This is a genomic window from Hydrogenophaga sp. (assembly GCF_965657535.1).
Classification (GTDB): Bacteria; Pseudomonadota; Gammaproteobacteria; order Burkholderiales; family Burkholderiaceae_C; genus Hydrogenophaga.
In genome coordinates, this window is record NZ_CBFHOP010000005.1 from 208,525 (window position 1) to 233,096 (window position 24,572).

Consider the following 24,572-nt stretch of genomic DNA (forward strand, 5'->3'; position numbering starts at 1 on the left):
GTGGACGCAGCACAGGGGCGGGGTGCTGGTGCGTTCAGCCGCTGTGTTGGTTTCGCAGCGCACCCTGCAATGCGTCAAGTTAGACGCGGGCCGGGCGCGCTGGGGTGGGTGGCGCAGCCGCCATGTCAGATGCTCGGTGCCCACCCAGGCCCCAGGGCGTGGTCTTGGCCGCAGCGCGGTGGGCACAAGGTGGGCATACCAACCCTGTGGGGAGCGGGCTGGATCGCGACCGCCTTCGCACCGCTGGTTCGGGGACGTTGGGGGAGGTGCCGGATCAGCGTTCGCCCATGGACTCGCTGAGGGTTTTGACGATGGGCTTGGTCAGGTAGTGCAACACGGTTCGGCGTCCGGTTTTGATTTCCACGGTGGCGGTCATGCCCGGCAAGATGTCCATTTTGGCGTTGGGCCGCCCGCTGAATTGGCGGCCCGTGGTGCGAAAGCGGGCGCGGTAGTAGGGTTCTTCACCCTGCTTGAGGTCTTCCGTGAGTGTGTCGGCGCTGATGAAGATCAGTTTGGCGGGCAAGTCGCCGTAGACCGTGTAGTCGTAGGCGTCGATCTTGACGTTGGCGTCCAGGCCGGTGGTGAGGAAGGCGATGCTGGCGGGTGACACTTTGGCTTCGATCAACAAATCGTCTTCGAGCGGCACGATTTGCATCACTTCTTCGCCAGGTCGTATGACGCCGCCTTGGGTGGTGATGCGCACGTTTTTCACTACGCCGCGCATGGGCGACACCAATTCGGTCTGCGCCAGCAGGTTCATGCGCTGCGCCAGCAGTTGGGACATGCTGGCCAGTTCTTCTTCAGCGCGGTTGAGTTCGGCCTGGGCGTCTTGAAAGTGTTTGTTTTTCTTGTTGGTTTTCTGGGCTTGCAGATCGGCTACCTGACGTTGCAGTTTCAACACTTCGGTGCGGCTGACATCGCCCGAAGCCACCAGTGGCTGGTTCATGGCGAGCTCTTGGGCGATCAGGGCGCGGCTTTCTTCGATGGCGTTGAGTTCTTCGGCCAACGCACTCTGGCGCTTTCTGAACAGCGCCATCTGGTTGGTCCTGAACTCGGGGTACTGGGCCGATTCGGCATCGAACTGCGGCAATCCCCCAAACACTTCAGCGCGCAAACGCGCAGATGTGGCCGCCAGGGCCGCGACTTTGGCGCGGGTTTCCAGAAAGCTGGACTCTGCGCGGGTGCGCTCGAGTTGTGCCAGGGTTTGGCCTGCCTCTACCGTGTCGCCTTCTTGCACCAGCATTGCTTTGAGGGTGCCACCATCTTGCGATTGGATGACTTGGGTGCGTGACGAAGAAATGACGGCGCCCGGGGCGCGGGTGATTTCGTCGATTTCGGCCCAGTAGGCCCAGGCCACAAAGACGCTCAGGACGCCAAAGACGATCAGCAGCAACAGCCGTGAGCTGCGCAGGTCTTCTGGCGCAGAGCCGGATGATGTGGCGGGTTGGAGAAACCAGAAAATCTTCATGCCGTGTGTCCTTGGGCGGGTGCGTTGGGTGTGGCTGTGGCTGTGGCCCCAGGGGCTGCAGCCGGCTGGCGCAGCCTGGCCAAAATCTGGTCGCGGGGGCCGTCGGCCACGATGCGGCCTTTGTCGAGAACAATCACCCGGTTCACAAAGGCCAGCAGGCCCGGTTTGTGGGTGACCACCACCAGCACGGAGCTGGGGGCCACTTCTTGGAAGAGGTGGCGCATGACCCGGGCTTCCAGTTGGGCGTCCATCGACGCTGTCGGTTCGTCCAGCAGCATGACTTTGGGTTGGGCCAGCAGCAGGCGGGTGAGGCCAACCAGCTGGCGTTGGCCGCCAGACAGGCCGCGGCCACCCTCGGCGATTTCCAGCTCAAGGCCCTTGGGGTGGTTTTGGATGATTTGATCGAGGCCCGTCAAGGCCGCCGCACGCAGGATCAGGCTGTCGTTGGGCGTGGGCAGCCCGAGCGTGAGGTTGTCGCGCAAACTGCCATTGAACAGGCGCACGTCTTGTGGCAGGTAGCCCACGTGTTCCCGCAAAAACGCGGGCGCGAGGTGGTTCATGTCCACGCCGTCCAAAAACACGGTGCCGCTCTTGGGCTTGAAAAGACCGGAGAGCAGTTTGATCATCGTTGACTTGCCCGAACCGACGGTGCCCAGCACGGCGATGCGCTCACCCGGGCGGATCGTCAGGGCCGGCACTTCGAGGGTCGACTTTTCTTCCCGGTGGGCAAAAACGGCCTGGTCCATTCGCAGCTGGCCAAAGCAGCTTTCGGGCACCACCAAGCGCTGTTCGAGCTCCCGGTCGCTTGGCATGGCCATGATCGCATCGAGCGATTTGAGGGCCATTTTGGCGTGTTTCCACTGCACGATGAGCTGGGGGATTTGTCCCATCGGTGCGAGCGCCCGACCGCTGATGATGGAGCAGGCGATCAGGCCACCCATGGTGAGATCGCCGTTGGTGATGGCGTAAGCGCCGGCAGCGATCAGGGCCACATAGTTGAACTGCTGGATGCCTTGCGCCAGGTTGGTCGCCCGCGCCGTGAGGGCTTTCAGGCGCAGTTCGCTGACGGCAATGGTGTTGGTGAGGTCGCGGTAGCGGTCCTCCATTTTCCATTCGCCCCCAGCGGCTTTGATGGATTCGATGCCGTCCACCGCCTCGATCAGCAGGCCGTTTTTGCGGTTGGATTCCGCCATGTTCTCACCGGTGAGTTGCTCGATGGGCTTGCGGAAATACAGCCCGGTCAAGATCGCGATGGGCAGCATCAGCAGGGGCACCAAGGCCACCGGCCCGGCAATCATGGCCATGACACCGATGAACATCAGGGCGAATGGAGCGTCCGCCAAGATGAACAGGGTGGACGATGTCATGAAGTTGCGCACCGACTCAAAGTGGCGGATTTGCGAGGCGAACGTACCCACGGTGTTGGGCCGGGCGTCCATGCGGATACTCAGCGCTTTGCCGAAGAACACCCCGGAGAGCTCTTGATCAATCGCCTTGGAGGCGCGGTCTACCAGGTGCGAGCGCACTTGTTTGAGCACAAACTCCAGGGCAATCGCCGTCAGGGCGCCCACGGTCAACACCCACAGCGTGGAGTAGCCCTTGGTGGGGACCACGCGGTCGTACACCTGCATGCTGTACAGAGAGGTCACCAAAGCCAAGGCGCTGATGATGAAGGTGGCAAACACGCCGTCCAAAAAGACACGCCGGTGTTTGCGAATGGCGTAGGCGAACCAGTCCGAGGCGGTGCGCGGGCCGTCGGCTTTCACCACTGGGCCTGTGTCGGTCTGTAACGACAACAAGGTGCCGCGTTGCAGGGTTTGTGCGCTCAGTTCGCTGGTCTGGCCCTCGGCATCTTCCGTGGCACACGGCCCGTGGCTCAGGCGCCCCCGAACCAGGCGCACGTCTTGGCCGTCGGCCGATACCCACACCAGCGGAAACGCCCCGCGGTCCAGCTGATCAAGTCGCAGGTTGCGCACCGACCCGGCAGAAAAGCGCGCCAGCCACATTTCAGCGGCTTTGCGTTCACGCGGCAATTGGCTGAGTTCGACGCCATCGGCGCTGCGCTGCACCATACCGAAGCGAAACGCTGGCACCGCCTGGCCTTGCAATGCGGCGAGGCGCGAGAGCACCGTCGCGAGGGCCGGGTCTTCCAGAAACGGGCCGGCGGTCGGTCCCGGCGCAAGGGACATGGCGTCGCTTCTCGCGCCCCCGCCTGTGTCTGGAGGGCTGGCGCTGGCGGCAGGGGGAGACGTTTCGGGTGTCGACATAAGAGCGGGTGGAAACCTGGAAGGGAGGGCTGGGATGGCAAAGGGTCGGACCTTGCACCAAGAAAAGTCGCGCTGTTGATGCGCTGGTCGTGCCAGCGCAGTGGCGGGTATTGGCGCAGCCCCAGCCTGATGCGGCTTTTAAATCCCCTGGTGCTTGGATGCTGTTGTTTTTATATGCTGTTGTTTTTATCGTTATTTTAACAAACAAAAACAAATTGTCATTTGTAACTGGAGTTGCCTTTTTGCTGCAGTTGGGATGGCCGCAGGGCAGGCGGCGCTTTGGAGGTTGGGGGGGGCGCAACAAGGTAACCGCTGATTCGGCGTTGCGCTGCATGTTTCACCCGCACGCAGGCGGGCACCATTTGTCCCAGTGAATCTGGGATAAGGGTGTGGATAAGCTTGGGTGAACCCTGTACGCCACTGGCAAGTGGTTGATTTGCAAGGGATGCGGACAGATTGCCTGTTTAACAGGCAGCCGCGATGGCCACCGCCACGGGCTTCAGCCGGGTGGGTTCAGCCGGGTTGGGCGCGTTGGCCCATGCTCGCTGCAAGCGCCAGTGCCACTTCGGGGCCCCGGTCTTCCTGCAGAAAATGGCCGGCGCCGCGGATGGTGGTGTGGGGCTGGCCATGTGCACCGGGGACCTGGGTTTGCCAGATTTTTTCGCCTCCGCGGGTGATCGGGTCGCGGCTGCTGAAGAGGGTCAAAAAGGGCTTTTCCCAGGTTTTGAAGAAAGCCCAGGCGCGCTCATTGCGCTCGCGCTCGGGGTCGCTCGGATCGGTGGGTACCCGGGTGGGCAACGCACGCGCGGCGACCTTGTGGGCGCGGGTGGGGAAGGGGGCGTTGTAGGCCGCCACCGCCGCTGGGCTCAGGCCTTGGGCGCAACCGGTTTTGACGATCAGACCGATGGGAAACCAGGGGCTGTAGCGGGCGAAGGTGCGCCACAGTTTGAATGCCCGGGGCGTTGGCGTGGTGCCGGTGGGCAGGCCCCCGTTGGCCAGCACCACGCGGTCAAACCGCTCGGGCGCTTGCGCCACCATGCGCAGCCCGATCAGCGAACCCCAGTCTTGGCAAAACAGGGTCAGGTGTTCTAGGCCCTGGGCCTGCAACCAGGCTCCCATCCACTGGACCTGCGCGAGGTAGCTGATGTCGGCGGCGCGGGTCGGCTTGTCGGAGCGGCCAAAGCCGACCAAGTCTGGGGCGATCACGCGGCAGCCCGCCGCCACCAGCACGGGGATCATCTTGCGGTAGAGGTAGGACCAGGTGGGCTCACCGTGCATGAGCAGCACGGTGGGGCCGTCTCGTGGGCCTTCGTCGATGTGCGCAATGCGCAGGCCACCGACCTCGGTGTAGTGCGGGCGGTAGGGAAAGTCGCTGAGCCCGGCAAAACACGCTTCGGGCGTGCGCAAGACGGCGCGCGGTGTGGCTGGCAGTGGGTTCATGGCGGCTGTGGCTGGGCTTGGTTGGGGCGGTTCAGAAGCGCTGGTGGGTGTGGATGTCGGTGGAGCCGGCGGGCAGGCTGATGAAGTCGCCGTCGCGGCCGACCTTGAGCGGGCCTTTGAAGATGGAGCCGGCTTGGCCCAGAAACGCTTTTTCCAGGCCGGGCAACGGGGGCAACGGCGGTGCAATGTGGTTGAGCAGGAGGTAGCGCGCCTGGGCGTCGCGGGCGGTTTCGGCGGCTTGCTCGGGTGTGCTGTGGTAGTCCTGAATGTCGACCATCAAGGTTTCCACCACGGGCCGCCCCGCTTGGCGCGCGCCTTGGGTGAGCAGGGCCATCAGGGCGGGCGACATGGCGTCGTGCACCAACACATCGGCGCCCGCCGCTTCGCGCTGCACGGCCGCGTTTTTGACGGTGTCGCCGCTCAGCACGATGCTTCGGCCTTTGTAGCTGATGCGGTAGCCCACGGCCGGTGTGACCGGGCTGTGATCGACCAGAAAGGCGGCAATTTCCAGGTCGTCGTCTTGGAGCAAGACCCGCCGCTCGTTGGCGCTGGGCGTCTGGAAGGTGTGTGCCTGTGCGCCAAAGCCACGGGCTGGCAGGGTGGCCTCGCCGTGGTGGGCGACTCGGTAGCGCTGGTCCAACGCATAGGCTTGCATGAAGCCGCCCACCACCTGTTCGACGCCGGGTGGGCCATACAGCGGTACCGGCGTGGCGTTGCCGCTGGATACCCAGCGCTGCATCAGCAGTTCGCCCAGGCCGTCGATGTGGTCGGAGTGGAAGTGGGTGAGGAAAATCGCTTCGATCTGGCCGTGGACGAAGCCCATTTTTCCGATGTTGCGGGTGCTGCCGTTGCCGGCGTCAAAGACGAACAGGCGTTTCCCGGCCACCACCACCGTGCAGGGCCCCATGCGCAGATCGTCGGGCATGGGGGAGCCCGCACCGCACAGCCCGAGGTGCAGGCCATCGGGCAAGGTGCTCAGGCCGTCAGCCCCCATGCGGCTGGCCACCACCCGCTGCGCCAGTGCCAGGCTGAGTTCGGCCCGAAAACCATAAGCCAGTGCCGCCAGCAACAGGCCAAGGCCCACCACGCTCCCAAAAAACCGCCGCAACTTCATGGTGTGTTCCTGTCAAAAAGCGTGCCTACCCGGTTGGGCGAAGACACAAAAAATCGAAAAAAGAAAAATGAAAGAAAACTGCACGTCTGAGCGCCGTTTGAGCGCCGTTTGCAGCACTGTTGCCGGCCGCTGCACAGGCTGGAGCGGCGCGGGGTTCATGCCACCCAGACGCGCGCGACCCGTCCCATGGACGACCAGTAAAAGTCCCGCTCCCAGCCCACGCTGGGGAAGACCACGCCTTGTGTGATGCCGCCGGTGCGCACGCGGGCCATCTCTTGGCCGCTCTCCACCGCCAGCACCACCACCTCTTCGCCCCAGCGCCGGTAGTCGTTGATCACCAGCTCGCCGGTGTCCGGGTACAGCAGCATGTGGCTGGCGCAACCCCAGCCCTGGCGGGTCCACACCGGGGAGAGGTGCCGCGTCGCCGCGTCAAAACGCCAGGCGCGCAGCACCCGGTTGGCCGAGTCGTAGCCAAGCACCAGGCGGCGCTGCCGGTCGACCAAGGGCGGGTTGGTGATGCTGCCGCCGCGCAGCCCGCTGATGGGGCATTTTTGGTGGTCACGGGCATCGCTCAGGCTGACCCGGATCAGCTGGTTGGGCGTCGGGGTGCAGCCGGCACCGACCATGCGGATGCGGTAGTTGTGCCGCCCGTTGTCCATGAACCACGCGTGCTCGCCGTCGAGCACTGCGTCCCAGCCGTGGCTTTGCGCGCTGTCGCCGATGTAGTCCAGGCGCCAGGTGTCGTCGCCGCGCAGGCGCTGGAGCTGGCTGTCCCAGTGGTAGCGAAAAATGGAGCGCACGCCCACCACATACACGGTGTTGCCGATGGCGCTGAGCCGGGCCACCGAGGGTTCGGGGCAGGTGGTGTGGGCAGCAGCAAAGCGCAGGGTGCCGGGTTCGATCACGCTGAGCACGGCGGGCGCCGTGGCCGAGAGGTTTTTGGTCACGATCAGCCCGTTGTCGAGCACGACGAAGCCGTTGTACGGCTGCGCCTGTGGCAGCGCCAGCTGGGCCAGCGGCTGGCAGCGGCGGTCCAGGCGGTGGGCAAACCGGCCATACACCACGTACAGGTCGCCGTCCCGGTGCAGCGCCATGCCGCCTGGCCACATGGGACCGCCCGCCAGGCGCGGCGAGCGCTCCAGGGTGCGCAGGGAATGCGGGTCGACCCGCTCGACACAGGCGGTGGTGGGCAGGCCCAGCTGGGCGCGCAAGGCCGAATGGGTGAGCAGGTACACCTCGCCGGGCGCGCCCAGCACCGTCATGGTGGACAAGCAGGTTCTGCGCGTCACGCAGCGCAGGCGCTCGCCGGCTTGGAGCCCCAGGCGCTGGCCGCTGCGGGCGGTCTGCAGACGGGCAGGGCCGCCGTCTTCGCCTGGCCAGGGGCTGTCAAAGTAGCCGCTGGCGCTCATGCGGGGCGCACGCCACGGCGGCGCCGGCGCCACCACACCAGCAGCCCCGTCAACACCACCAAGGCAGCCACCAGGGGCGGCGCTGCGCGTTGCAGGCGGGGCACATAGACGTTGATCAGCGCGTTGATGACCACCTGGTTGATCGGGTCGTAGCCCTCGGGCATGGGCAGCACACCGTGCGCCTGGGCATAGGCTGCGTAGTCGGCCTGCATGGCGAGAAACATGGCGGGCATCTCGTGCTGCAGGTCGCGGGTTTCACCCGGGTCTTTCACAATATCAAACAGGCGCCACTGCCCGTCGCCCACCGGAGGGATGTTTTTGATGAGCTTGAGATCGCCTTTGAACACCGCTTGGTTGCCCGAGAGTTCGTAGCCAATGGCGCGCTCCAGCGGGTGCACCCGCTGGGCGGTGCCGCGCAGCACGGGCAGCAGGTTGGCGCCGGTCATGGGGTGGATCGCACGGCCCTGGTACTGGGCGCCTGGCTGCTCGATCTGGGCCAGCGCCAGCAGGGTGGGCGCGATGTCGTTGACGTGGGTGAGGCTGTGGTGAATCTGGTTGGGCTGTGCGCCGGGCACGCCCGCGATCACCAGCGGCACCCGAATTCCGCCTTCGCCCGAATAGAACTTGTAGGTGCTCAAGGGGGAGGCCGCAGCAGAGGCCCAGCTCGGTCCGATCACGCTGTAGGCGCCCTTGGCCCCCAACTGGTCCAGGCCGCGCTGGTACTGCCAGTCCAGCCACAGCCGCCCGCTGATGGTGGCGTACGGGTCGGAGGCCTCGGCACCGTTGTCTGACAGAAAGAGGAACACGGTGCGCTCGTATTCACCCCGGGCTTTCAGGTGGGCGATGAGCCTCCCCACATGGTGGTCCATGGCGTCGGCCATGGCCGCGTAGACCTCCATGCGCCGGGCTTGGTAGCGTTTTTCTGCGGGGCTGAGTGCGTTCCAGTCCGCGGTGGTGTGCATCTCCACCATTGGCGTGTTGGGTGGCACGATTCCCAGGTCAATTGCCCTTTGGCGGCGTTCCTGGCGCAAAGCGGACCAGCCAGCGTCGTAGCGCCCTTTGTATTTGTCGATAAAGGCCTGTGGCGCTTGCACCGGTATGTGGTTGGCCTGGAACGACACAAAGGCAAAAAACGGTGCGCGTGCGGCCGGTTCGCCCGGTGGCGCTGCGGGGGCGTCCGCGTCGATGTAGCCGATCATGCGGTCGACAAAATAGGCCGACGAATAGAACTCGGCGGGCATGTTCGCCACCTCGCCGTCTTCGTACCAGTGCACCTTGTCGCTGAGGTCGAGGTAGCGTTTGGCGGTTTCCCAGTTGTCTGAGCCGCTGTCGGCCTGCACGATGGAGCGGTCAAAACCACGCGCCGGGGGAAGGTTACGGGGCTCGTGGCCCACATGCCACTTGCCCGCCACATAGGTGCGGTAGCCGCCGTCGCGCAGCAGCGTGGCCACGGTCACGACCTGGTCGTTGAGCACGCTTTGGTAGCCCGGTTGGCCCAAGTGGGCCTGCGGGATCGACTCGCGCATGTTGCCCACGCCGTTGAGGTGGTTGTCCACGCCGGTGAGCAGCATGGCCCGCGTGGGCGAGCACGAGGCAGAGACATGGAAGTTGGAGAACCGCACGCCTTGGCGCGCCAGGCTGTCCAGGTGTGGCGTTTGAATTTCGCTGCCGAAGGCGCCCACATCGCTGAACCCCCAGTCGTCGGCCAGCAACAGAACCAAATTGGGCCGCTGCGTGGCGCCCGCGCTGGGTGCCACTGGGGTGGATGGGTTGCCCGCGCTCTGGACGTTGGCGTTGGCGTTGGCACCCCCGGCGCCCAGGGTCCCGAGCCACGCCACCACCGCGAGGGCGCACAGGGCGGCCCTGAGTGGCCGCACCGGCCGCCAGGCGCTGTGGCCGGTGGCGCAGGGCAGCGTCGGGCGGGTCCATGCCTGGCGGCTCAGCAAGCGGTTCATGGCGCTGGCTTGCCGTTGTCACCGGGGGCTGCCTGATCGGCCAGCGGCTTCCAGTGCAGCAGGCCATAGAGCAGCGTCAGCACCAGGCTCAGCGCAAGTGGGCCGGGGTAGCGGCGCACGTGCTGGAGGGTGAAGACCAGTTCGACGGCGTGCACAGCCAGCAGCAGCAGGGCTGCGTTTTGAAGGGTTGCGCTCCAGGGACCGGTCCACCAACCGCCAGCGGCGGCCAGCGCCAGCGCATAGGTGGCCAAGAGCGGTAGCTTGAGCGCAGAAAACAGGATGTTTTGCATGGCGTGTGGGGGGCTAAAGGAGCGGTTTAAAGAGGCTTTTGCAGGCGCCGTAAACGGCGGCGGTTCACGGTGGCGGGTGGTCGGGCGCTTGGTGCAGCAGGGCTTCCTGCAACGCCCAGAGCCGGTCCTGGCCCCAGACGGCGGTGTCGCCGACCCGAAAAGAGGGCACCCCCCACAAACCGAGCGCCAGCAGTTCGAGCCGGTTGGCTTCGGCCACCATGCGCCATTGCTGGCGCTGCAAGGGGGCTTGCGCTTGCGCCCAGTTCAGGCCCGCACGCTCGACGATGCGGCGCAGGCCGCGGGCGCTGCCAGCGTCCAGGCCTTCGGCCCAGACACCGTGCACAAACGACTGCACAAAGGCCGGCCCGCAGCCCATGGTCTCGGCCCAATCAATGAGGGCCAGCCCGCGTTCGGTGGGGCGCCCCACGGGGTCGTTGACGCGGCCAAAAGGGATCTGCCGGGCCCGTGCTTCGCGCGCAGCATCGCTCACGATGTACTGTCGCTTGAGGCGCGGCACCGGCAGCCCGCGCATGACCATCGGCAGCACATAGCGCAGCCGCACCGTCGCGCCGCTCAGGCGGGCGAGTTCAAACAGGCGGGGCACCACAATCGCCGAATACGGGCTGCGCAGGGAAAAGAAAAAGTCGATCGGGGTTCCCTGTCGCAACGGCAACGGGCTGCGCCAGTCCTCGATGAGCGGGAACAGGCAGCCGCGCTCGGCACCCGCGCGCTGCGCGCCCAGGGCCTGCAAGCGCCGTTCCAGGTGGTAGAGCCGGTCAACGCCCCAATACCACTCGCCCGCGTAACAGAAGCTCGCGCCGGTGGTGTGCCCAAGCTGCTGGCGCAGCGCCTGCGACGCGTGCAGGTGCGCCGCCACCTCGGCCGGTGTGACCGCCGCAGGCACGGGAACGGGCGGGGGCGGTGGCCCGGCCTGCCGGTTGGTGGGCGCCCATAGCCAGGCCGAAACAGGGCCAACAAGCGACGCAAATTCCCCCGTGTCGATGGCCTTGACCAACACCGCCTGCGCCCAGGCGGTGTGGGCCGGCTGGGGTTGCTGCCCCGGGTCTTGGAAGTCGAGCTGCAGGCGCTGGGCCAGGCGCTGCGCATCCACCCGGCTGTAGGCCTGCAAGCGCGCCCGCTCGGGTGCCACCGCATCGGTGGGCGGCGGCACCAGGTGCGGGCGCAAATCCACGTCGTAACGCGCCAGCAGGCGCGCCAGACTGGCGCCCGTCAGAGCTGACAAAGGGTCGTCCACCTGGTGGAAGTAGTGCACCTCGTGCGCCTGGCCGGTCGCCAGGCGCCGGCGCTCGGCCCGCGCCCGCTGAGCCAGCAGCCGCTTTTCTGCGAGCAGGTGCTCGGAGACCATGGGCATCAGCAAGGACGTGAGTGACATGGCGGGCGTTTGGGCTGCGTTGGACCGGGCTGCGACTGACTTACCAGGCCTTGATGAAGCGCACTTGCAGCGCCTGGGTCATGATGGCGTTGCGGCTGCCGAAGTTGCGGCTGTAGTGCAGGTTCACACCGCTGGACTTGCCGGGCAATTTGTAAGAGATGAAGGGGCCAAAGGCGTAGTTCTTGTAGCGGTTGTTGGCCACCACGACACCCTGGTCTTTGTCGTCGGTCACCTGCTGCGTCAGGGCGAGGTTGGCGCCCCAGCCCCAGTCGCCACTGACCTTGGCCACGGCGCCCTCCAGGTACACAAAATTGCCGCTGCGGTACTGGGTGTCTTGGTTGGTGGTGTTCATACCAAACGCCACGCGCCCCGCCAGCGTGACGCCCCGGTCCCAGCTGTCGCTGCCGGCGCTGGGGTTGAGCGCGTAGGTCACGGCCACACCGGGACGCAGCGTGTAGAAGTCACCAAAGCCCGGGTTGGGGCCGCGGTTTTTGTCGTATTTGCCGGTGGGCACGAACAGCGAAGCGCCGGCAGCTACCTTCAGACCACCGTAGTTGTGCAGCCACACGGCTGAGAGTTCGGCGTCGCCGACGCCGGACACCTTGGCGTTGTTAAAGGCGTTGAAATCGGCCACGCCGGCCTGAATTTGTCCATTGACTGCGGCAGCCACCCCACCGACCAACGGGCCCAGCGGCTGTGGTGGTGTGGGCGACACCGTGCCAAGACCTTGTGCTGCAAGGACCGTGCGGCTTTGCATGATCAGGGGGAGGTTGACCACAAAAGCCATCCGACCATCACCCCACATAGGCTCGGTCATGAAGCCCGCCACCAGGTTGAGCTGGGTCTGTTTTTGATCAAAGTCCACAGTGCCTTCGGGCACGTTGAGGGTGTAAGTGCCATTGGGCACCAGCCCCCCTGATGGCGTACCGGTGGGCAGCTTGATGGTTCGCGCATCGATTTGGATGCCATCCCCGTTGTTGTCGGTCACCTTGAAAATGTTGATGTACGAGAGCGATGCGGTGCCAAAGAAACCCGGGTTGTCTGCGGCGGCAGCAATTTCACCGCCAAACATGCCCACCGGCGACTGGCGCATACGGAAACCCTCGCTGGCGTGGGCGCCGGTGGCGGCGAGCAGACACGCGGCGGCGGCCAGCGCGGTGATGGCAAACCTCGGGCGCGACTGACAGGTGTGTTGTTTCATCTCTTTGTCTCCGTTGGGTTTCTTGTCGTGGCCACGGGTGTGGTCGTATACAGGGTACACAGTCTGGCAGCGCGGGTTCCGGGGCCTCGGCCGGCTCGGTTTTCCCGGTTCATGGCCCGTCTGCCTCCAGACACTGGTGTATCCTGATGCAAAGTTTAGGTCTTCCATACACAAATGTCTTTTAGGGTTTACACCGCCTTGGTGTGGGTTGCATTTTGGCGACCAATCGACCTCGTCTTCTTTGCGCTCTGCCGGTGGCGACACGGTCGGTGCGGCGGCGCAGTCCGTTAAGCTTCATCAAAAAACCAAAGCAGGAGTCGTTGTGCCCATGAAAAAAGTTAGCAAGTCACAGGCCAGCCCGCGTTTGACGCGCGACGATTGGCTCGATGCCGCGTTTCAGGGGGTGGTGGAGGGCGGTTTTGATGCGGTGCGCGTGCTGGTGCTGGCCGACCGGCTGGGCGTGACCCGGGGCAGTTTTTACTGGCATTTCACCGACCACGCCGACTTGGTGCAGGCGCTGCTGGAACGCTGGCGCACGCAGGAGATGGCGCGCGACCTGCGCTTGCAGGCCGACGCTTCGGGCGATCCGAGGGTGGACTTGGAGCGGCTGCTGGAGGCGGCTTTGGCGCATGGGGGCGCCGACATGGAAAACATCCGCTTTGAACTGGCGTTGCGCACGCTGGGGCGCAGCGACCCGGCTGTGGCGGCCATGCTGGTCGAGGTGGATCGGGTGCGCATGGCTTTGTTTGAGCAGAAGTTTTTGACGCTGACCCACGACGCGAAAACGGCGCACGAGCTGGCGGCCTTGTTTTATCTGGCCATCGTTGGCAGCCACCAGGCCTTGAGCAGACCGACGAGTCCCCCACTGGCCAAGGCTTTTTTCAGCGGCATCATTGGCCACTACCTGATTCGGCAGCAGGCGCCAGAGCCGCCAGGTGCGCCCCGCAGGGAAGCCGCCCCGGATTGACGCCGTCGGTGCGCAGCAGCGCGGGCATGTGCCAGCGGCCCTCCAGTGCGTCGGTGTGTGGCCCGTAGAGCCGTGCGTTCAGCAAGAAGCCCGCGCCCGCCTTGACGGGCAGCCAGTTGCGCTGGCGTTCGCCCTGCGGCGCTTGCGACTGTATCCAGAGGTCGAGCGAGCCGTCGGCGTTGTAGAGCAGGTCGTCGTGGCTTGCACGGGCGTGGCGCCGCAGGGGGTTGTCGATCAGGTAGTCGTCTTGCCCGTAGGCCGTGACCGACCAAAACGCGCTGACCGGCGGCAGCTCCCCGGCTTTGAAGTGCAGCCGGTAGCAGTGGTCGCCGTGCAGCCCCTGGCCCTCGGCGTCCACCTGTGTGTGGGGGTACATGGCGTCGATGGGCAGATTGGCCCCGATCCCGATCATGGCGACCACGGCGCGGATGTTGTAGTGGGTGCCGTAGTTACCGAGCTGTGCAGGCGGCGTGCTCCAGGCGCCACCGGGGCTGCGCACCCGGCCCAGCTCTTGCGCCACCTTCCAGTCGGCGATGCGCCGGCCCAGCGCGACGCTCCAACGGTCCAGTCGGCTCCATTGCGGTGCGGTGCCTGCCTGTACACCGATGCGCTGGAGCTTGATGCGCATGGGTGCGTCGGCTGCCCGGGGCGGGTTGTCGGCCATCAGCAGGGCCAGGCGGGTGAAAAATTCTCCGGTATCCATGCGCTCCATTTGAGCCATGGGTGCCGCTGGGTGGGGGCTTGGCGCTTGCCAGGCGGTTGGCGTGGGGTCGCGCCCGGCGAGCCAGTCGGCCAGCTTGCGCAGGCGCAGGTCGTCTTGCATCTGGTGCACCAGCGGGTAGTCGGCGGTGCCTTGGGTTTGGGTGCGTCCGATCAGCCACACCATGCGGGTGGGTGCACGCAGGCGCGTGAGGCCGCTGGGGGTTTCACCTTGCCAGTGTGGACCGACCAGCAAGAAGCGGCCGCCGGCGCTGCCGGTGGTGCGCGTGCCGGGTGCTGCGAACACGTCTGTCCAGGCGTCCATGAAAGCCATCAGCTCATAGCGCGGGCGGTTGGCCGGCAGCTCGAACACCCAGGGCCCCTGGTCCATGTCGATGAAGGCGGTGGTGTACAGGGTGTCCACGTTGGGGCGCACCACGTCGCGAAAGGCGGCTCCGGGAAATTGGCGCACCCGCCGCAATTGGTTTTCGGGGCCGATGCTCAACGCTGCGTTGGCTCGCGTGATGTCCATGATGACCAGGGGGAAGCCGTAGATATAGGCCTCGGCACCGAGCACGATGTGTTCCGACTTGGCCACTAGCGTGCCCACCAGGCCACTCAACAGCAACAGAAGCGACAGACCCGACAGCAGCCAGACGCGGGGCGTTGGCCGGCGCTTGGGGGCGGTGGACGCCACGACGGGGTTTGTCATGGGCCAGGGGCTTGCAAAATGGTTCTGAAGCCGACGTGGGAGGTGCCCAGGTCGTCGTCTTGCGGCTGGCGTGCGCTTGAGCGGTAGCGGGCGCAGTAGTTGGGGGCGCAGAGGTAGGAGCCGCCTTTGATGACGCGCTGCCCGACCGGCGCGCCGCGGTGCACGTCGGAGGCTGCGGGTGCGCTCACCGCGTCCTGTGGTGGCGCATGGTGGGGCGTGTAGGCATCGGTGGTGAGTTCCCAGGCGTTGCCGATCATGTCCCACAGGCCCAAGGCGTTGGCGCTGTAGCAGCCCACGGGGGCCAGCTCGGCGAAACCGTCTTCGCGGGTGTTGATGACGGGAAACAGGCCCTGCCAGGTGTTGGCGGCCAGGGGCTGGGCGTGGTCTTGGCCGGTGCGTGTCTGGCCAGCCCGGGCTGCCCATTCCCACTGCATTTCGCTGGGCAAGGCACGCCCGCGCCAGCGGGCGTAGGCCTGGGCGTCTTCGTAGGTCACGGCGACCACCGGGTGGGAACCGCGTCCAGCCAGCGTGCTGCCAGGGCCCTGCGGGTGGCGCCATTGCGCGCCAGGCGTGTAGCGCCACCACTGGGTGAGCTGGCCCGGTGCATGGGTGGCGTTGGGTGGGTTGAACACCACCGCGCCTGGGTGCTGCATGTCGGGTGGCAGGCCCGGATGGCGCTGGGCATCGACCGGCCGCTCGGCGACCGTGACATAGCCGGTGGCCTGCACGAAGGCGGCAAAGGCGTCGTTGGTGACTTCGGTGCGGTCCATCCAGAAGCCGTCCACCGACACGGTTTGCACTGGCTGCTCTTCGGGGTAGACCCGATCGCCGAATTCGAAGCGCCCGCCGGGCACCCAGACCATGCCGGGGTGGGGCGCGTGGGCGGGCTCCCCGGGCAGCTCGCATGGCAGGGGCGCGGTGGCAGGGGCCGCAACCGGCGCCAGGTACCACGCCAGTGGCAGGCCCAGCAGCAGCAGGGCTGCGGCGCCCGGGGCCCAGCGCCTGAGCGGGCGGGCAGGGGGCGGCGTGTGCTGGGGCTTGTGTGCTGTCACGGTGGGCAGGCGCTGGGCGCTCAAAGGTTCAGTTCCACCAGTAGGTGTAGGCGTCATCGGCCGTCAGAGGCTGGTCGAGCGTTTTGTCGATGGCAATGGGCAATTCTAGGAACGACGGCCATTGGGGTTCGGGCATGGGGGCATGGTGGGTCTTGAGCAGGGCCTGGAGCTGCGCCAGCCTGGCGGGCTCTTGTTGGGCCAGATTGTGCTGCTCGGTCGGGTCGGTGTTGAGGTTGAACAGAAAGTCTTTTTTGGGCCGTTCCGATGCGATCAGTTTCCAGCCCTCTGCGCGCACCGCACGGTAGGGGCCGTCGCGCCAGAACAGGGGGCGCTCTGGCTGGGTCAGCTGGGTGTTGGGCGCCAGGTAAGGCAACAGGTTCACGCCATCGATCACGCGGTCGCCAGGCAGCGCCACGCCGGCAGCGGCCAGCACGGTGGGCAAGATGTCGATGTTGGTGATGGGGGGGCCGTATTGCGTGCCAGCGGCAATGCGCCCGGGCCACTGGGCCACATAGGGCACCCGCAGGCCACCCTCGAACTGCGTCAGCTTCCAGCCCCGAAAGGGTTGGTTGACTTCGGGCAGGCCAATGTAGCCCGGTGCGCCGTTGTCGCTGTTGAAGATCACGATGGTGTTCTGGTCCAGGCCTTGCTCACGCAATGTCTGCAGTATGCGACCCACGCTGCGGTCGATGGAGCGGACCATGGCCGAATAGACGCGGCGGCGGTGGTCGGGTATGTGGGCCAGCGCGTCGTAGTCTTCGCGCGCGGCCTGCAAGGGGGTGTGGGGGCCCCAGTGGGCGAGCATCATGAAGAACGGCCGGTGCTGGTTGCGCCGGATGGCGGTGACGGCTTCGTCGGTGAAGTAGTCGGTGAGGTAGCGCGCTGGCTCGAACCACTCGCCCGCGTTGTAGCTCACGCCAAAACGCATGTTGGGCCACAGGAAGCGGTCGATCGGGTCGAAGTCTTGCCGGGCGTTGACCACCCTTGGGTCATCGGGCGGCAAAAACAAGCCGCTCTCCATGAACAGGGATTCGTCGAAGCCTTGTGCGTTGGGTCGCATGTCGGGCGTGCTGCCCAGGTGCCACTTGCCGATGTGGATGTTGTGGTAGCCGGCGGTTTTGAGCAATTCGGCCACGGTCAATTCCGAACCGGGCATGCCCAGCGCGTTGAATTTTTTGGCCTGTGCGGCCTTTGTTTTGTCGATTCGCACGGGGTGCAGCTGATCGGCATCGGCAAACATCTCACCCGCCACCCGGGCCATGGCGCCGGGTGTGGGGGTGAACTCGACACCGAAGCGCCACGGGTAGCGCCCCGTCAACAAGGCGGCGCGCGAGACGGTGCACACCGCAGCGCCCGCGTAGCCCTGGTCAAAGCGCACGCCCTGGCGCGCAATGGCATCGATGTTGGGGGTCGGCACGCCATCGGCGGTGCGCCCGCCGCCGTAGGTGCTGACGTCGTTGTAGCCCAGGTCATCGGCCATGATGATGATGACGTTGGGCGCACGCTGCGCCAGCGGCTGCTCGGGCGTCAGCGGACCTGCCGCCCAGGGCACGGGCCGGTTGGGTGCACGCGGGTGCTGGAGGTCGGTGAGCCAGCCCAGCGAGTACTTAAACAGGTGCAGGCGGTTGATGTACAGGACACCTGCCGCCAGGGCCAGCAGCAGCAGCGCCGTACCCCATCGCCGGGGCCATTTTCGCGTTGTGGGGTGTGCCATGTTGGGGGCGGCTTCAGCGTTGTGCGCTGGCGCCGCCTGCGGCTTGCAGCATTTTCTGGGCGGTTTCGGGACCGGCGTTCTGGTTTTGTCCCGTGACCAGGCGGCCGTCGACCACCGTGAGGTTGGCCAGCGGCTCGAAAGCGGCGCTGGCGCTTTCGAACACCGCGCCGGCTGCGCGCAGCTCGCGCTCGGGGTGTTGGGGGGTTTGCTGGATGCCGAGCTGCCGGACCTGGCGATCGGTGACGGCGGTCAGGCGTTTGCCTTTGACCAGGGGCGCCCCGTTGGTGTCGGTGGCTTGCAGCAGACCCAGCGGGCCGTGGCAAACGCCCCCGATCACACGCCCGGCCGCCCAGGCCTGGGTGATCTGCTCGCCCAGCACGGCCGAGGTGCCGAGGTCGTAGGCAGCGCCCCAGCCGCCAGCCAGAAAGATGATGTCGTAGCGGGAAAAGTCGAGCTGGCTGATGTTCAGGGAGGCGTTCACCTTGGCCTGAAGCTCAGGGTCTTTGAGGTAGCGTTTGTCCGAGTCGGCGGCCAAAAACCAGCGAAACGAATCGGGTTCGATCGGAATTTTCCCGCCCCGGATGCTGGCCACGTCGACCTGCATGCCCGCATCGAAGAACGCGTAGTAGGGGGCCGTCAGCTCGGAGCCGAAAACACCCGTGGCCTTGCCGCCTTCGCCCAGGCTGGCCTGGCTGGTGGTGACGATCAGCGCCCGTTTGCCCGGCAGTGTGTAGGTGGGGCCTTGGTAGGTGGGGTGCAAGCCGAGCGCGCGCAGCGTGGGCGGCAGGCCCAGCCAGAGGAACAAGGCCAGTGCGGTCAGCGAGATCAAGGCAATTGTCATGGTGGTGAGGACCTGGGGTGGGGGAGTGGATCGGTGCGTCGGGTGCGCGTGCGTCGGGCGTTGCATAAACGGCGTGGGTTGTGCGCCAACGGGGCTGGTTCAAGGCGCGGACAAGAGCGGCGTCAGCAGCCGCACCAGCGCCCAGGCCGTCACCGCCAGCGCGAGCCACAAGCCGGCCACCAGGCTGCGCAGCATGAACAGGCTGAACAGTGGTTGCATCGGGAAAATATGGGTTTTTTCGATGGCCGCCCACTTGTGCACGGTCAGACCGGCGCGCTCAATGTGCAGCGCAAAGCGCAGAAAGTCGCGGCGGCTGCGGTAGCGCACCATGGCCACGTAGTGCCAGGGATCGGCGCCCTCGGGCTCCACAAAGCCACCGCTTCGCCGGGCAATGAAGATCGGCAGGCTGCCGTGGCGCAGCAGGGGCCAAATGATGGCCCGGGCGTAGCGCTGATCGGCCCTGCGGGCGCTGGTCTCGGACTGCAGCGGGTGCCCCGCTGGGTACCGTGCCTGGGGCCGGTAGCGCACCAGGTTGTGCATCACGAACGCCTTGCCGTCATCGCCGTGTGACACGCGGTGGACTTGCTCCACCATCTCGGCCTGCGCCTCCAACGGCATGCAGGCCCGCAAGTCGGCGATGAAACGCTCGATCTCGCTTGCACCGAGCGGGCGCGGGCGCCCGCCGTACCAGCGCCAAAATAGCAGGTACACCGACAGCCACAGCAGGCCCATGGAGAACAGCCAGCCCATGGCTCAGGCGGCCTGCACGCTGGCGTGCCTGTCCCGCAATTCCCGCCGCAAAATTTTGCCCACGTTGCTCTTGGGCAGCTCGTCGATGAAGTGCACATGGTGAGGCCGCTTGTAGGCCGTCAGCTGCTGGCGGCAGTGCTGCAAGACCGCCTCTTCGGTCAGCGTGGCCGTCTTTCTCACCACATACAACGCCACCTCCTCGCCGGTGGTGCTGCTGGGGCGCCCAATGGCGGCCACCTCCAGAACGTCGGCGTGCATCATCACCACCTCTTCGATCTCGTTGGGGTAGACGTTGAAACCGGACACGAGAATCATGTCTTTGAGGCGATCGACAATCTTCAGAAAGCCTGCGGCGTCCATCACCGCCACGTCGCCGGTGCGCAAGAAGCCATCGGCGGTCATCACGGCTGCCGTTTCCTGCGGGCGCTGCCAGTAGGCCTGCATCACCTGGGGGCCGCGCACGCAGAGTTCGCCGGCTTCGCCCAGGGCACATGCTTCACCCGCGTCGTTGCGAATCGACACCTCGGTGGAGGGCAATGGCAGGCCAATGCTGCCGTTAAAGGCCTTGAGATCAAACGGATTCGCACTGACCGTGGGCGAGCATTCCGTCAGGCCGTAGCCTTCCACCAGCGGCGTGCCCGTGATGGCCTGCCAGCGCTCAGCCACCGGGCGCTGCACCGAGGCGCCGCCGCCAATGGCCAGACGCAACTGGCTGAAATCGGCTTTCGCAAAGTTGGGATCGTTGATCAAGCCATTGAACAACGTGTTGACTGCCGGCATCGAGACAAAGCGGTAGCGCCGCAGGATGGCGACAAAGGCCGGTATGTTGCGCGGGTCGGCCACCAGCACATTGGTGCCGCCCATGCCCAGAAAGGCGAGGCAAGAGCCCAGCGCAAAGATGTGGTATAGCGGTATCGCTGTGATGCTGATCAGCTCGACCTTGGGGTCCAGAAACGGCTCGCTCCAGACCTGCGTTTGCTTCACGTTGGCCATCACGTTGCGGTGCGTCAGCATGGCGCCTTTGGAGACGCCGGTGGTGCCACCGGTGTATTGAAGAAAGGCCAGGTCGCTCGGTTCAATCGGCACTTTGTTGAATCTGGCGCGAGCGCCCAGCGCCAGCATGTCGTTGAAGCGCAGGCTGTTTTTCAAGGTGTAAGGCGGCACCAGGCGTTTCACATGTCGAACCACCCAGTTGCCCAAGGTGCGTTTGGGCCACGGCATCAGATCGGCCAGACCGGTCACCACCACATGCTCCAGGGCCGTGCCTTCGATGGCTTTTTCCAGCGTATGGGCAAACAGCTCCACCACGATCATCGCCTTCGCCCCCGAGTCCTTGAGCTGGTGGGCCAACTCTCTGGGGGTGTACATCGGGTTCACATTCACCACCACGTAGCCGGCCCTCAGCAGGCCAAAAAGGCAGACCGGGTATTGCAGCAGGTTGGGCATCATGAGTGCCACACGGGTTCCCACCGGCAGGCACAGCACGGACTGGAAATACGCCGCCACCTGGCGCGACAGCCGGTCCAGCTCGGCATAGCGGATCGCCACGCCCGTAGAGCCACTGATGAAGGCCCGGCGCTCACCGTGGCGAAGCACGGCGTCTTCCAGCAGGTCGGCAATCGAGCCCAGGCTGTCCAGGTCGATCTCTGCGGGGACGCCCTTGGGGTAGCTGTTTAGCCAGATTTTTTCCATGGGGTGGTGTCCTTGGGGGTGAATGTTGTGCGCCACACAGCCCTGTCTGGCCTGGGACATTGAACCTAGAAACCGCCGTTGGACCTGGAGCGCGCTCAACCAAGAGGTGCGCTTGCTCGTGGGCCAAACGCTCCGTGTGCACAGGTTTCTACAGCGGATAAAACGCGTTCAACTGCCATGGCTAGGCTCAATGCTGGCGGATGTGAAGCTCGGTATGGCTGGGGTCGCCGGGTTAAACAATACACCAATGTACGGTTGCCGCTTCCGAGCGTCTACCCGGGAAAACCCGAGCCAGCGCGTTGCACTCAAACCGTACACTGGTGTCTTGAAAAAAAGGTATTTCGCATGCACGAACAAACCGTTCAGATTCTCGCCATCCTTGCGGTGCTGCTGGCCTTTGGTCTGGCCGAGATGGCGCAGGGTCGGTTCTTCGCGAAACAGGCCAACCGCGAGGACAACCGGCTCGATGTCGCAGTCACGCTGCTGTTTCCGCTCATCTCCATCGGCGTGCTCAGCGCCTCGACCGCCCTGTGTGCCTGGTGGATGCCCGCGCAGCGCGGCGCCTGGGCGCACTGGCCCGTTTGGCAGATGGTGTTGGTGCTGCTGCTGGCCGACGACCTGACCCAGTACCTCTGGCACCGTTTGAGCCACACATCGTTTCTGTGGCCGTTGCACCGGGCACACCACTCGGCCGCCTACATGAGTGTGCGCATCGTTTACCGCAACAACGCCTTTTACTACGCGCTGATGCCGGGTATCTGGCTCTCGGGCGCGCTGATTTTCCTGGGCTTTGGCTGGGTTTATGTGGTCTACACCGTCGTGAAGCTCAGCGTGATCATTGGCGCCCATTCTTCGGTGCGCTGGGACAGCTGGCTTTACCGCTGGCGGGTGCTGGCGCCGCTGGCCTGGGTGGTGGAGCGCACCCTGTCTACGCCGGCCACGCATTTTGCGCACCACGCGCTGGTGCAGGACGACGGCATTGGCCATTACAGCGGCAACTATGGCAACTTGCTTTTCGTGTGGGACGTGCTCTTTGGAACCGCCCACATCACCCGGCGTTACCCGCCGGCTTTCGGGCTGAGCGATGACCGCCGCCATGGACCGGAGTCCTGGTGGGTGCAGTTGGGGTACCCGCTCTGGCGCTCGCGCAGAGCCGAAACGGTGCTGGGCCGCGGGGCGCACCGTCCGCTGGAATAGAAGACCCTCCGCTGACGCCCACCACACGGTGGTTTTGGGTTTGAACCCCTGGGCCGTGCCTGCAAGCGGTTAACCCGACCGACGGCGCTTGCTGCTGAGCGGTTGGCACAGAAGGCGCCCGGTACGCGTGGGCTCGTGAAGCGTTCGGCTGCATGGGCACAAAACACCGATGGCGCTGCCTGATTTCCCCAGCTATTCTTCATTCGGTTGGATTTTCTTTCGGCCTGCGCCGACCTCAGCTACAAGGAGTGACCCCATGTCCAGGACCGACGATCCGGCTTCCCCTGCCCCCAAGTTCAGCAGCTTTGCTGCGTTCTACCCGTTCTACCTGGGCGAGCACCGCAACCGCACCTGCCGAACCCTGCACTTCATCGGCACCAGCATCGGTGCGTTGCTGCTGCTGGCGGCGGTACTCACCGCGCAGCCTTGGCTCATGGCCGTGGGCTTCGTGCAAGGCTATGTCTGGGCCTGGGTGGGCCACTTTGGCTTCGAGAAAAACAAGCCTGCCAGCTTCAAGCAGCCGCTGTATTCCTTCATGGGCGACTGGGTGATGTGGTGGCAGATGCTGACGGGGCGGATTGGATGGCAGGGTTGAGTGGCTGCGGCGCCGGGCCGGTGAGGGTCACGCCCGCTTTGTCGCATGGCATCCCGCAGCTGAGGTGATCCAGCGCTGCGTGCACCTTGTCCTTGTCGTTGATCGAGCAAGCTCATGAGCCACCCCTACACCCAATAGACGGGTCGCTCGGACCATTCACAAGAGGGACGTACAAGGGATTTCGGTAAAAATTATGCGGTCGTGCTAACCGGGCTCAAAGCAATCAGCGCGTCCACTTCTGAGGCTATGCACCGGAAATGGTTGTCGGGAACAAGCGCATCGGCTGCCTTCAGCCTCCGTTCCACCGGGAGTTTCAGGCCAATCACCCACCATTCCCGTTGGTGGGAGAGCAGTTGCTGCCGCAAGCGCACAAAGGTTTCCACGCCGGTGGCGTCAATGTGATTGATGGACTGAGCGAAGAGCAACACACGTCGGGTCTCGGGGTGCGCCGACAAGTGATCACCAATGGCCTGTTCCACGGCATGAGCCGATCCGAAATCAAGGGCGGCGTCCATTCGGATGGCCAACATGTTGGGTGCCAAGGCTGGAAGGTTCCAAATGTGCCGGTCGCGCAATCTGCCGTCGGCATGAAGCCCGACCTCAACAATGCGAGGGTGGAGCCGGCCATAAAGAAAGTAGGCCAGGGCCAGCAGGAAGCCGAACAAGACGCCCCAGTACAACTGAGGTGAAGCCAAGACCGTCGCTGCAAAGGTCAGCACCGCAATCACCGCCTCTACACGGGCCACGCGCCACAGGCGCACCAATTCAGCGGGCTTGATCAGGCCAATCACCGCCACGATCACGATGGCTGCCAGCACCGATTGAGGTACGTGGTGGAGCGTCGGCAGGAACCACTGCAGCGACAGGCCGACGACGACCACGGCCAAGAGGGTGGCCCAACCGCTTCGAGCGCCAGCATAGAGATTGAGGGCCGAGCGGGAGAACGATGAACTGGTGGGAAATGCACCGTTCAGTCCAGACGCCACTTTGGCCAATCCCTGACCGATCAGGTCCTGGTTCTGATTCCAGCGGGCGCCCTGGCGGGCGTTGTCCACCTTGGCGCTGGCGGCGGTTTCGAGAAAGCTGATCAGCGTGATCAGCAGCACGGGTAACACCAACTGCCCCAGAACGGACCAGCCTGGCCATGCAGGCCATTGCAGACTCGGCATGCCATGTGGCAGGGCACCGACCACCGCAACCCCGCGTTGTTCAACTTGCAGCAGCAAGCTCAGGCCGGCGGCGGCCAGCACCAACAGCAAAACCGAAGGAAAAGCGGGACGCCAGCGCCGACTCAGGACCAGCAAACCCAGGCACGCCAAGCCGAAGCCGGTTGCCCAGAGATTCCACGAGCTCGGATGCCAGGCCAGGGTTTCACCCCTTGGCCAGCCCAAAAAATCGGGGAGCTGTGACGCGATGATGAGCACCGCCGCCGCTTGGGTGAAGCCCGTCAGCACCGGCACACTCACCAAATTTAGGAACCAACCCAGGCGAGCCAGGCCCAGGAACACCTGAACCGCGCCGCTCAGCAGGGCCAGCCAAACGGCCAGGTTCACCCATTCGGCACTGCCCGGAGCGGCCAGGCCATTGAGTGAAGCACTGATCAGCAGGCAGCTTAGCGCCGTGGGCCCCACGGAGAGCCGCACCGAGCTGCTGAAGAGCACTGCCACCAGGGCGGGCAGCAGCGACGCGTAAATGCCGGTGACCAGTGGCATACCCGCCAGCGCTGCGTAGGCCACGCCCTGGGGGATGACCATGAGCCCGACGGTCAATCCTGCCAGCGCCTCACCCTTGAGCAGCCGTGTGTCTGGCCGCGGCC

General features: G+C 65.2%; 20 protein-coding genes. 4 read left to right on the forward strand and 16 right to left on the reverse strand.

Features of this window, described 5'->3' with window-relative positions; all coding sequences use genetic code 11:
- Window positions 1-274: 274 nt before the first annotated feature.
- Window positions 275-1,468 carry an HlyD family type I secretion periplasmic adaptor subunit gene (locus ACTG4K_RS10550; RefSeq protein ID WP_439114168.1) on the reverse strand — a complete coding sequence of 398 codons (1,194 nt, stop codon included), beginning with the start codon at window positions 1,466-1,468 and terminating at the stop codon, window positions 275-277.
- Window positions 1,465-3,657, reverse strand: a complete 2,193-nt coding sequence (locus ACTG4K_RS10555; protein ID WP_439114169.1) for a type I secretion system permease/ATPase — start codon at window positions 3,655-3,657, stop codon at window positions 1,465-1,467. Before ACTG4K_RS10555 ends, ACTG4K_RS10550 begins: the two co-directional genes overlap by 4 nt.
- A gap of 86 nt (window positions 3,658-3,743) precedes the next feature.
- Between ACTG4K_RS10555 and ACTG4K_RS10560 the strand changes: the two genes are divergently transcribed.
- Window positions 3,744-4,109, forward strand: coding sequence for a hypothetical protein (locus tag ACTG4K_RS10560; RefSeq protein WP_439114170.1), 366 nt, complete (start codon window positions 3,744-3,746; stop codon window positions 4,107-4,109).
- A 139-nt stretch (window positions 4,110-4,248) separates the two neighbouring features.
- Here the strand turns inward: ACTG4K_RS10560 and ACTG4K_RS10565 are convergent, their stop codons facing one another.
- The 7 genes from ACTG4K_RS10565 to ACTG4K_RS10595 form a co-directional block, all read right to left on the reverse strand.
- Window positions 4,249-5,175: a haloalkane dehalogenase gene (locus tag ACTG4K_RS10565; RefSeq protein ID WP_439114171.1), complete on the reverse strand. Its 927-nt coding sequence runs from the start codon at window positions 5,173-5,175 to the stop codon at window positions 4,249-4,251.
- Window positions 5,176-5,206: 31 nt separating this feature from the next.
- A complete protein-coding gene (locus ACTG4K_RS10570; protein WP_439114172.1) occupies window positions 5,207-6,289 on the reverse strand; it encodes an MBL fold metallo-hydrolase in 1,083 nt (360 codons plus the stop codon).
- Window positions 6,290-6,444: 155 nt separating this feature from the next.
- A complete protein-coding gene (locus ACTG4K_RS10575; RefSeq protein WP_439114173.1) occupies window positions 6,445-7,698 on the reverse strand; it encodes a hypothetical protein in 1,254 nt (417 codons plus the stop codon).
- The gene (locus ACTG4K_RS10580; RefSeq protein ID WP_439114174.1) at window positions 7,695-9,653 is read right to left on the reverse strand and encodes an arylsulfatase; all 1,959 of its coding nucleotides are present in this window, start codon (window positions 9,651-9,653) and stop codon (window positions 7,695-7,697) included. Before ACTG4K_RS10580 ends, ACTG4K_RS10575 begins: the two co-directional genes overlap by 4 nt.
- The gene (locus tag ACTG4K_RS10585; protein ID WP_439114175.1) at window positions 9,650-9,943 is read right to left on the reverse strand and encodes a hypothetical protein; all 294 of its coding nucleotides are present in this window, start codon (window positions 9,941-9,943) and stop codon (window positions 9,650-9,652) included. The genes ACTG4K_RS10580 and ACTG4K_RS10585 overlap by 4 nt, the downstream gene beginning before the upstream one ends.
- A gap of 64 nt (window positions 9,944-10,007) precedes the next feature.
- Complete coding sequence (locus ACTG4K_RS10590; protein WP_439114176.1) at window positions 10,008-11,336, reverse strand: DsbA family protein; 1,329 nt, start codon at window positions 11,334-11,336, stop codon at window positions 10,008-10,010.
- Window positions 11,337-11,376: 40 nt separating this feature from the next.
- A complete protein-coding gene (locus tag ACTG4K_RS10595) occupies window positions 11,377-12,537 on the reverse strand; it encodes a SphA family protein (RefSeq protein ID WP_439114177.1) in 1,161 nt (386 codons plus the stop codon).
- A 328-nt stretch (window positions 12,538-12,865) separates the two neighbouring features.
- On the opposite strand from ACTG4K_RS10595, the gene ACTG4K_RS10600 reads away from it, so the two are divergent.
- Window positions 12,866-13,504, forward strand: a complete 639-nt coding sequence (locus ACTG4K_RS10600) for a TetR/AcrR family transcriptional regulator (RefSeq protein ID WP_439114178.1) — start codon at window positions 12,866-12,868, stop codon at window positions 13,502-13,504.
- Here ACTG4K_RS10600 and ACTG4K_RS10605 read toward each other — a convergent pair.
- From ACTG4K_RS10605 to ACTG4K_RS10630, 6 genes are all read right to left on the reverse strand, one after another.
- Entirely contained in the window at window positions 13,428-14,915 is a 1,488-nt protein-coding gene (locus ACTG4K_RS10605; RefSeq protein WP_439114179.1) for a DUF1254 domain-containing protein, read from the reverse strand. The genes ACTG4K_RS10600 and ACTG4K_RS10605 overlap by 77 nt on opposite strands.
- A complete protein-coding gene (locus tag ACTG4K_RS10610; RefSeq protein ID WP_439114180.1) occupies window positions 14,912-15,991 on the reverse strand; it encodes a formylglycine-generating enzyme family protein in 1,080 nt (359 codons plus the stop codon). The genes ACTG4K_RS10605 and ACTG4K_RS10610 overlap by 4 nt, the downstream gene beginning before the upstream one ends.
- A 4-nt stretch (window positions 15,992-15,995) precedes the next feature.
- Window positions 15,996-17,681 (reverse strand): sulfatase-like hydrolase/transferase, encoded by a 1,686-nt coding sequence (locus ACTG4K_RS10615; protein ID WP_439114181.1) that lies wholly within the window; start codon window positions 17,679-17,681, stop codon window positions 15,996-15,998.
- A 13-nt stretch (window positions 17,682-17,694) separates the two neighbouring features.
- Complete coding sequence (locus ACTG4K_RS10620; protein WP_439114182.1) at window positions 17,695-18,522, reverse strand: type 1 glutamine amidotransferase domain-containing protein; 828 nt, start codon at window positions 18,520-18,522, stop codon at window positions 17,695-17,697.
- A 99-nt stretch (window positions 18,523-18,621) separates the two neighbouring features.
- Window positions 18,622-19,272 carry a hypothetical protein gene (locus ACTG4K_RS10625; protein ID WP_439114183.1) on the reverse strand — a complete coding sequence of 217 codons (651 nt, stop codon included), beginning with the start codon at window positions 19,270-19,272 and terminating at the stop codon, window positions 18,622-18,624.
- Window positions 19,273-19,275: 3 nt separating this feature from the next.
- Window positions 19,276-20,964, reverse strand: coding sequence for an AMP-binding protein (locus tag ACTG4K_RS10630; RefSeq protein WP_439114184.1), 1,689 nt, complete (start codon window positions 20,962-20,964; stop codon window positions 19,276-19,278).
- Between the two features lie 345 nt (window positions 20,965-21,309).
- On the opposite strand from ACTG4K_RS10630, the gene ACTG4K_RS10635 reads away from it, so the two are divergent.
- Together ACTG4K_RS10635 and ACTG4K_RS10640 are read left to right on the forward strand one after the other, a co-directional pair.
- The gene (locus tag ACTG4K_RS10635) at window positions 21,310-22,161 is read left to right on the forward strand and encodes a sterol desaturase family protein (protein ID WP_439114185.1); all 852 of its coding nucleotides are present in this window, start codon (window positions 21,310-21,312) and stop codon (window positions 22,159-22,161) included.
- Between the two features lie 256 nt (window positions 22,162-22,417).
- A complete protein-coding gene (locus ACTG4K_RS10640) occupies window positions 22,418-22,756 on the forward strand; it encodes an Mpo1-like protein (protein ID WP_439114186.1) in 339 nt (112 codons plus the stop codon).
- 191 nt (window positions 22,757-22,947) lie between these two features.
- On the opposite strand, the gene ACTG4K_RS10645 is transcribed toward ACTG4K_RS10640, so the two are convergent.
- Window positions 22,948-24,510, reverse strand: a complete 1,563-nt coding sequence (locus tag ACTG4K_RS10645; protein ID WP_439114187.1) for a SulP family inorganic anion transporter — start codon at window positions 24,508-24,510, stop codon at window positions 22,948-22,950.
- Window positions 24,511-24,572 lie beyond the last annotated feature (62 nt).

Coding starts and splice junctions, on each gene's coding strand:
- ACTG4K_RS10570 (WP_439114172.1), bottom strand. CDS start 6,289: ATGAAGTTGCGGCGGTTTTTTGGGAGCGTGGTGGGCCTTGGCCTGTTG.
- ACTG4K_RS10625 (WP_439114183.1), bottom strand. CDS start 19,272: ATGGGCTGGCTGTTCTCCATGGGCCTGCTGTGGCTGTCGGTGTACCTG.
- ACTG4K_RS10605 (WP_439114179.1), bottom strand. CDS start 14,915: ATGACAAACCCCGTCGTGGCGTCCACCGCCCCCAAGCGCCGGCCAACG.
- ACTG4K_RS10595 (WP_439114177.1), bottom strand. CDS start 12,537: ATGAAACAACACACCTGTCAGTCGCGCCCGAGGTTTGCCATCACCGCG.
- ACTG4K_RS10640 (WP_439114186.1), top strand. CDS start 22,418: ATGTCCAGGACCGACGATCCGGCTTCCCCTGCCCCCAAGTTCAGCAGC.
- ACTG4K_RS10575 (WP_439114173.1), bottom strand. CDS start 7,698: ATGAGCGCCAGCGGCTACTTTGACAGCCCCTGGCCAGGCGAAGACGGC.
- ACTG4K_RS10635 (WP_439114185.1), top strand. CDS start 21,310: ATGCACGAACAAACCGTTCAGATTCTCGCCATCCTTGCGGTGCTGCTG.
- ACTG4K_RS10600 (WP_439114178.1), top strand. CDS start 12,866: ATGAAAAAAGTTAGCAAGTCACAGGCCAGCCCGCGTTTGACGCGCGAC.
- ACTG4K_RS10550 (WP_439114168.1), bottom strand. CDS start 1,468: ATGAAGATTTTCTGGTTTCTCCAACCCGCCACATCATCCGGCTCTGCG.
- ACTG4K_RS10615 (WP_439114181.1), bottom strand. CDS start 17,681: ATGGCACACCCCACAACGCGAAAATGGCCCCGGCGATGGGGTACGGCG.
- ACTG4K_RS10555 (WP_439114169.1), bottom strand. CDS start 3,657: ATGTCCCTTGCGCCGGGACCGACCGCCGGCCCGTTTCTGGAAGACCCG.
- ACTG4K_RS10645 (WP_439114187.1), bottom strand. CDS start 24,510: ATGGTCATCCCCCAGGGCGTGGCCTACGCAGCGCTGGCGGGTATGCCA.
- ACTG4K_RS10565 (WP_439114171.1), bottom strand. CDS start 5,175: ATGAACCCACTGCCAGCCACACCGCGCGCCGTCTTGCGCACGCCCGAA.
- ACTG4K_RS10620 (WP_439114182.1), bottom strand. CDS start 18,522: ATGACAATTGCCTTGATCTCGCTGACCGCACTGGCCTTGTTCCTCTGG.
- ACTG4K_RS10585 (WP_439114175.1), bottom strand. CDS start 9,943: ATGCAAAACATCCTGTTTTCTGCGCTCAAGCTACCGCTCTTGGCCACC.
- ACTG4K_RS10590 (WP_439114176.1), bottom strand. CDS start 11,336: ATGTCACTCACGTCCTTGCTGATGCCCATGGTCTCCGAGCACCTGCTC.
- ACTG4K_RS10630 (WP_439114184.1), bottom strand. CDS start 20,964: ATGGAAAAAATCTGGCTAAACAGCTACCCCAAGGGCGTCCCCGCAGAG.
- ACTG4K_RS10580 (WP_439114174.1), bottom strand. CDS start 9,653: ATGAACCGCTTGCTGAGCCGCCAGGCATGGACCCGCCCGACGCTGCCC.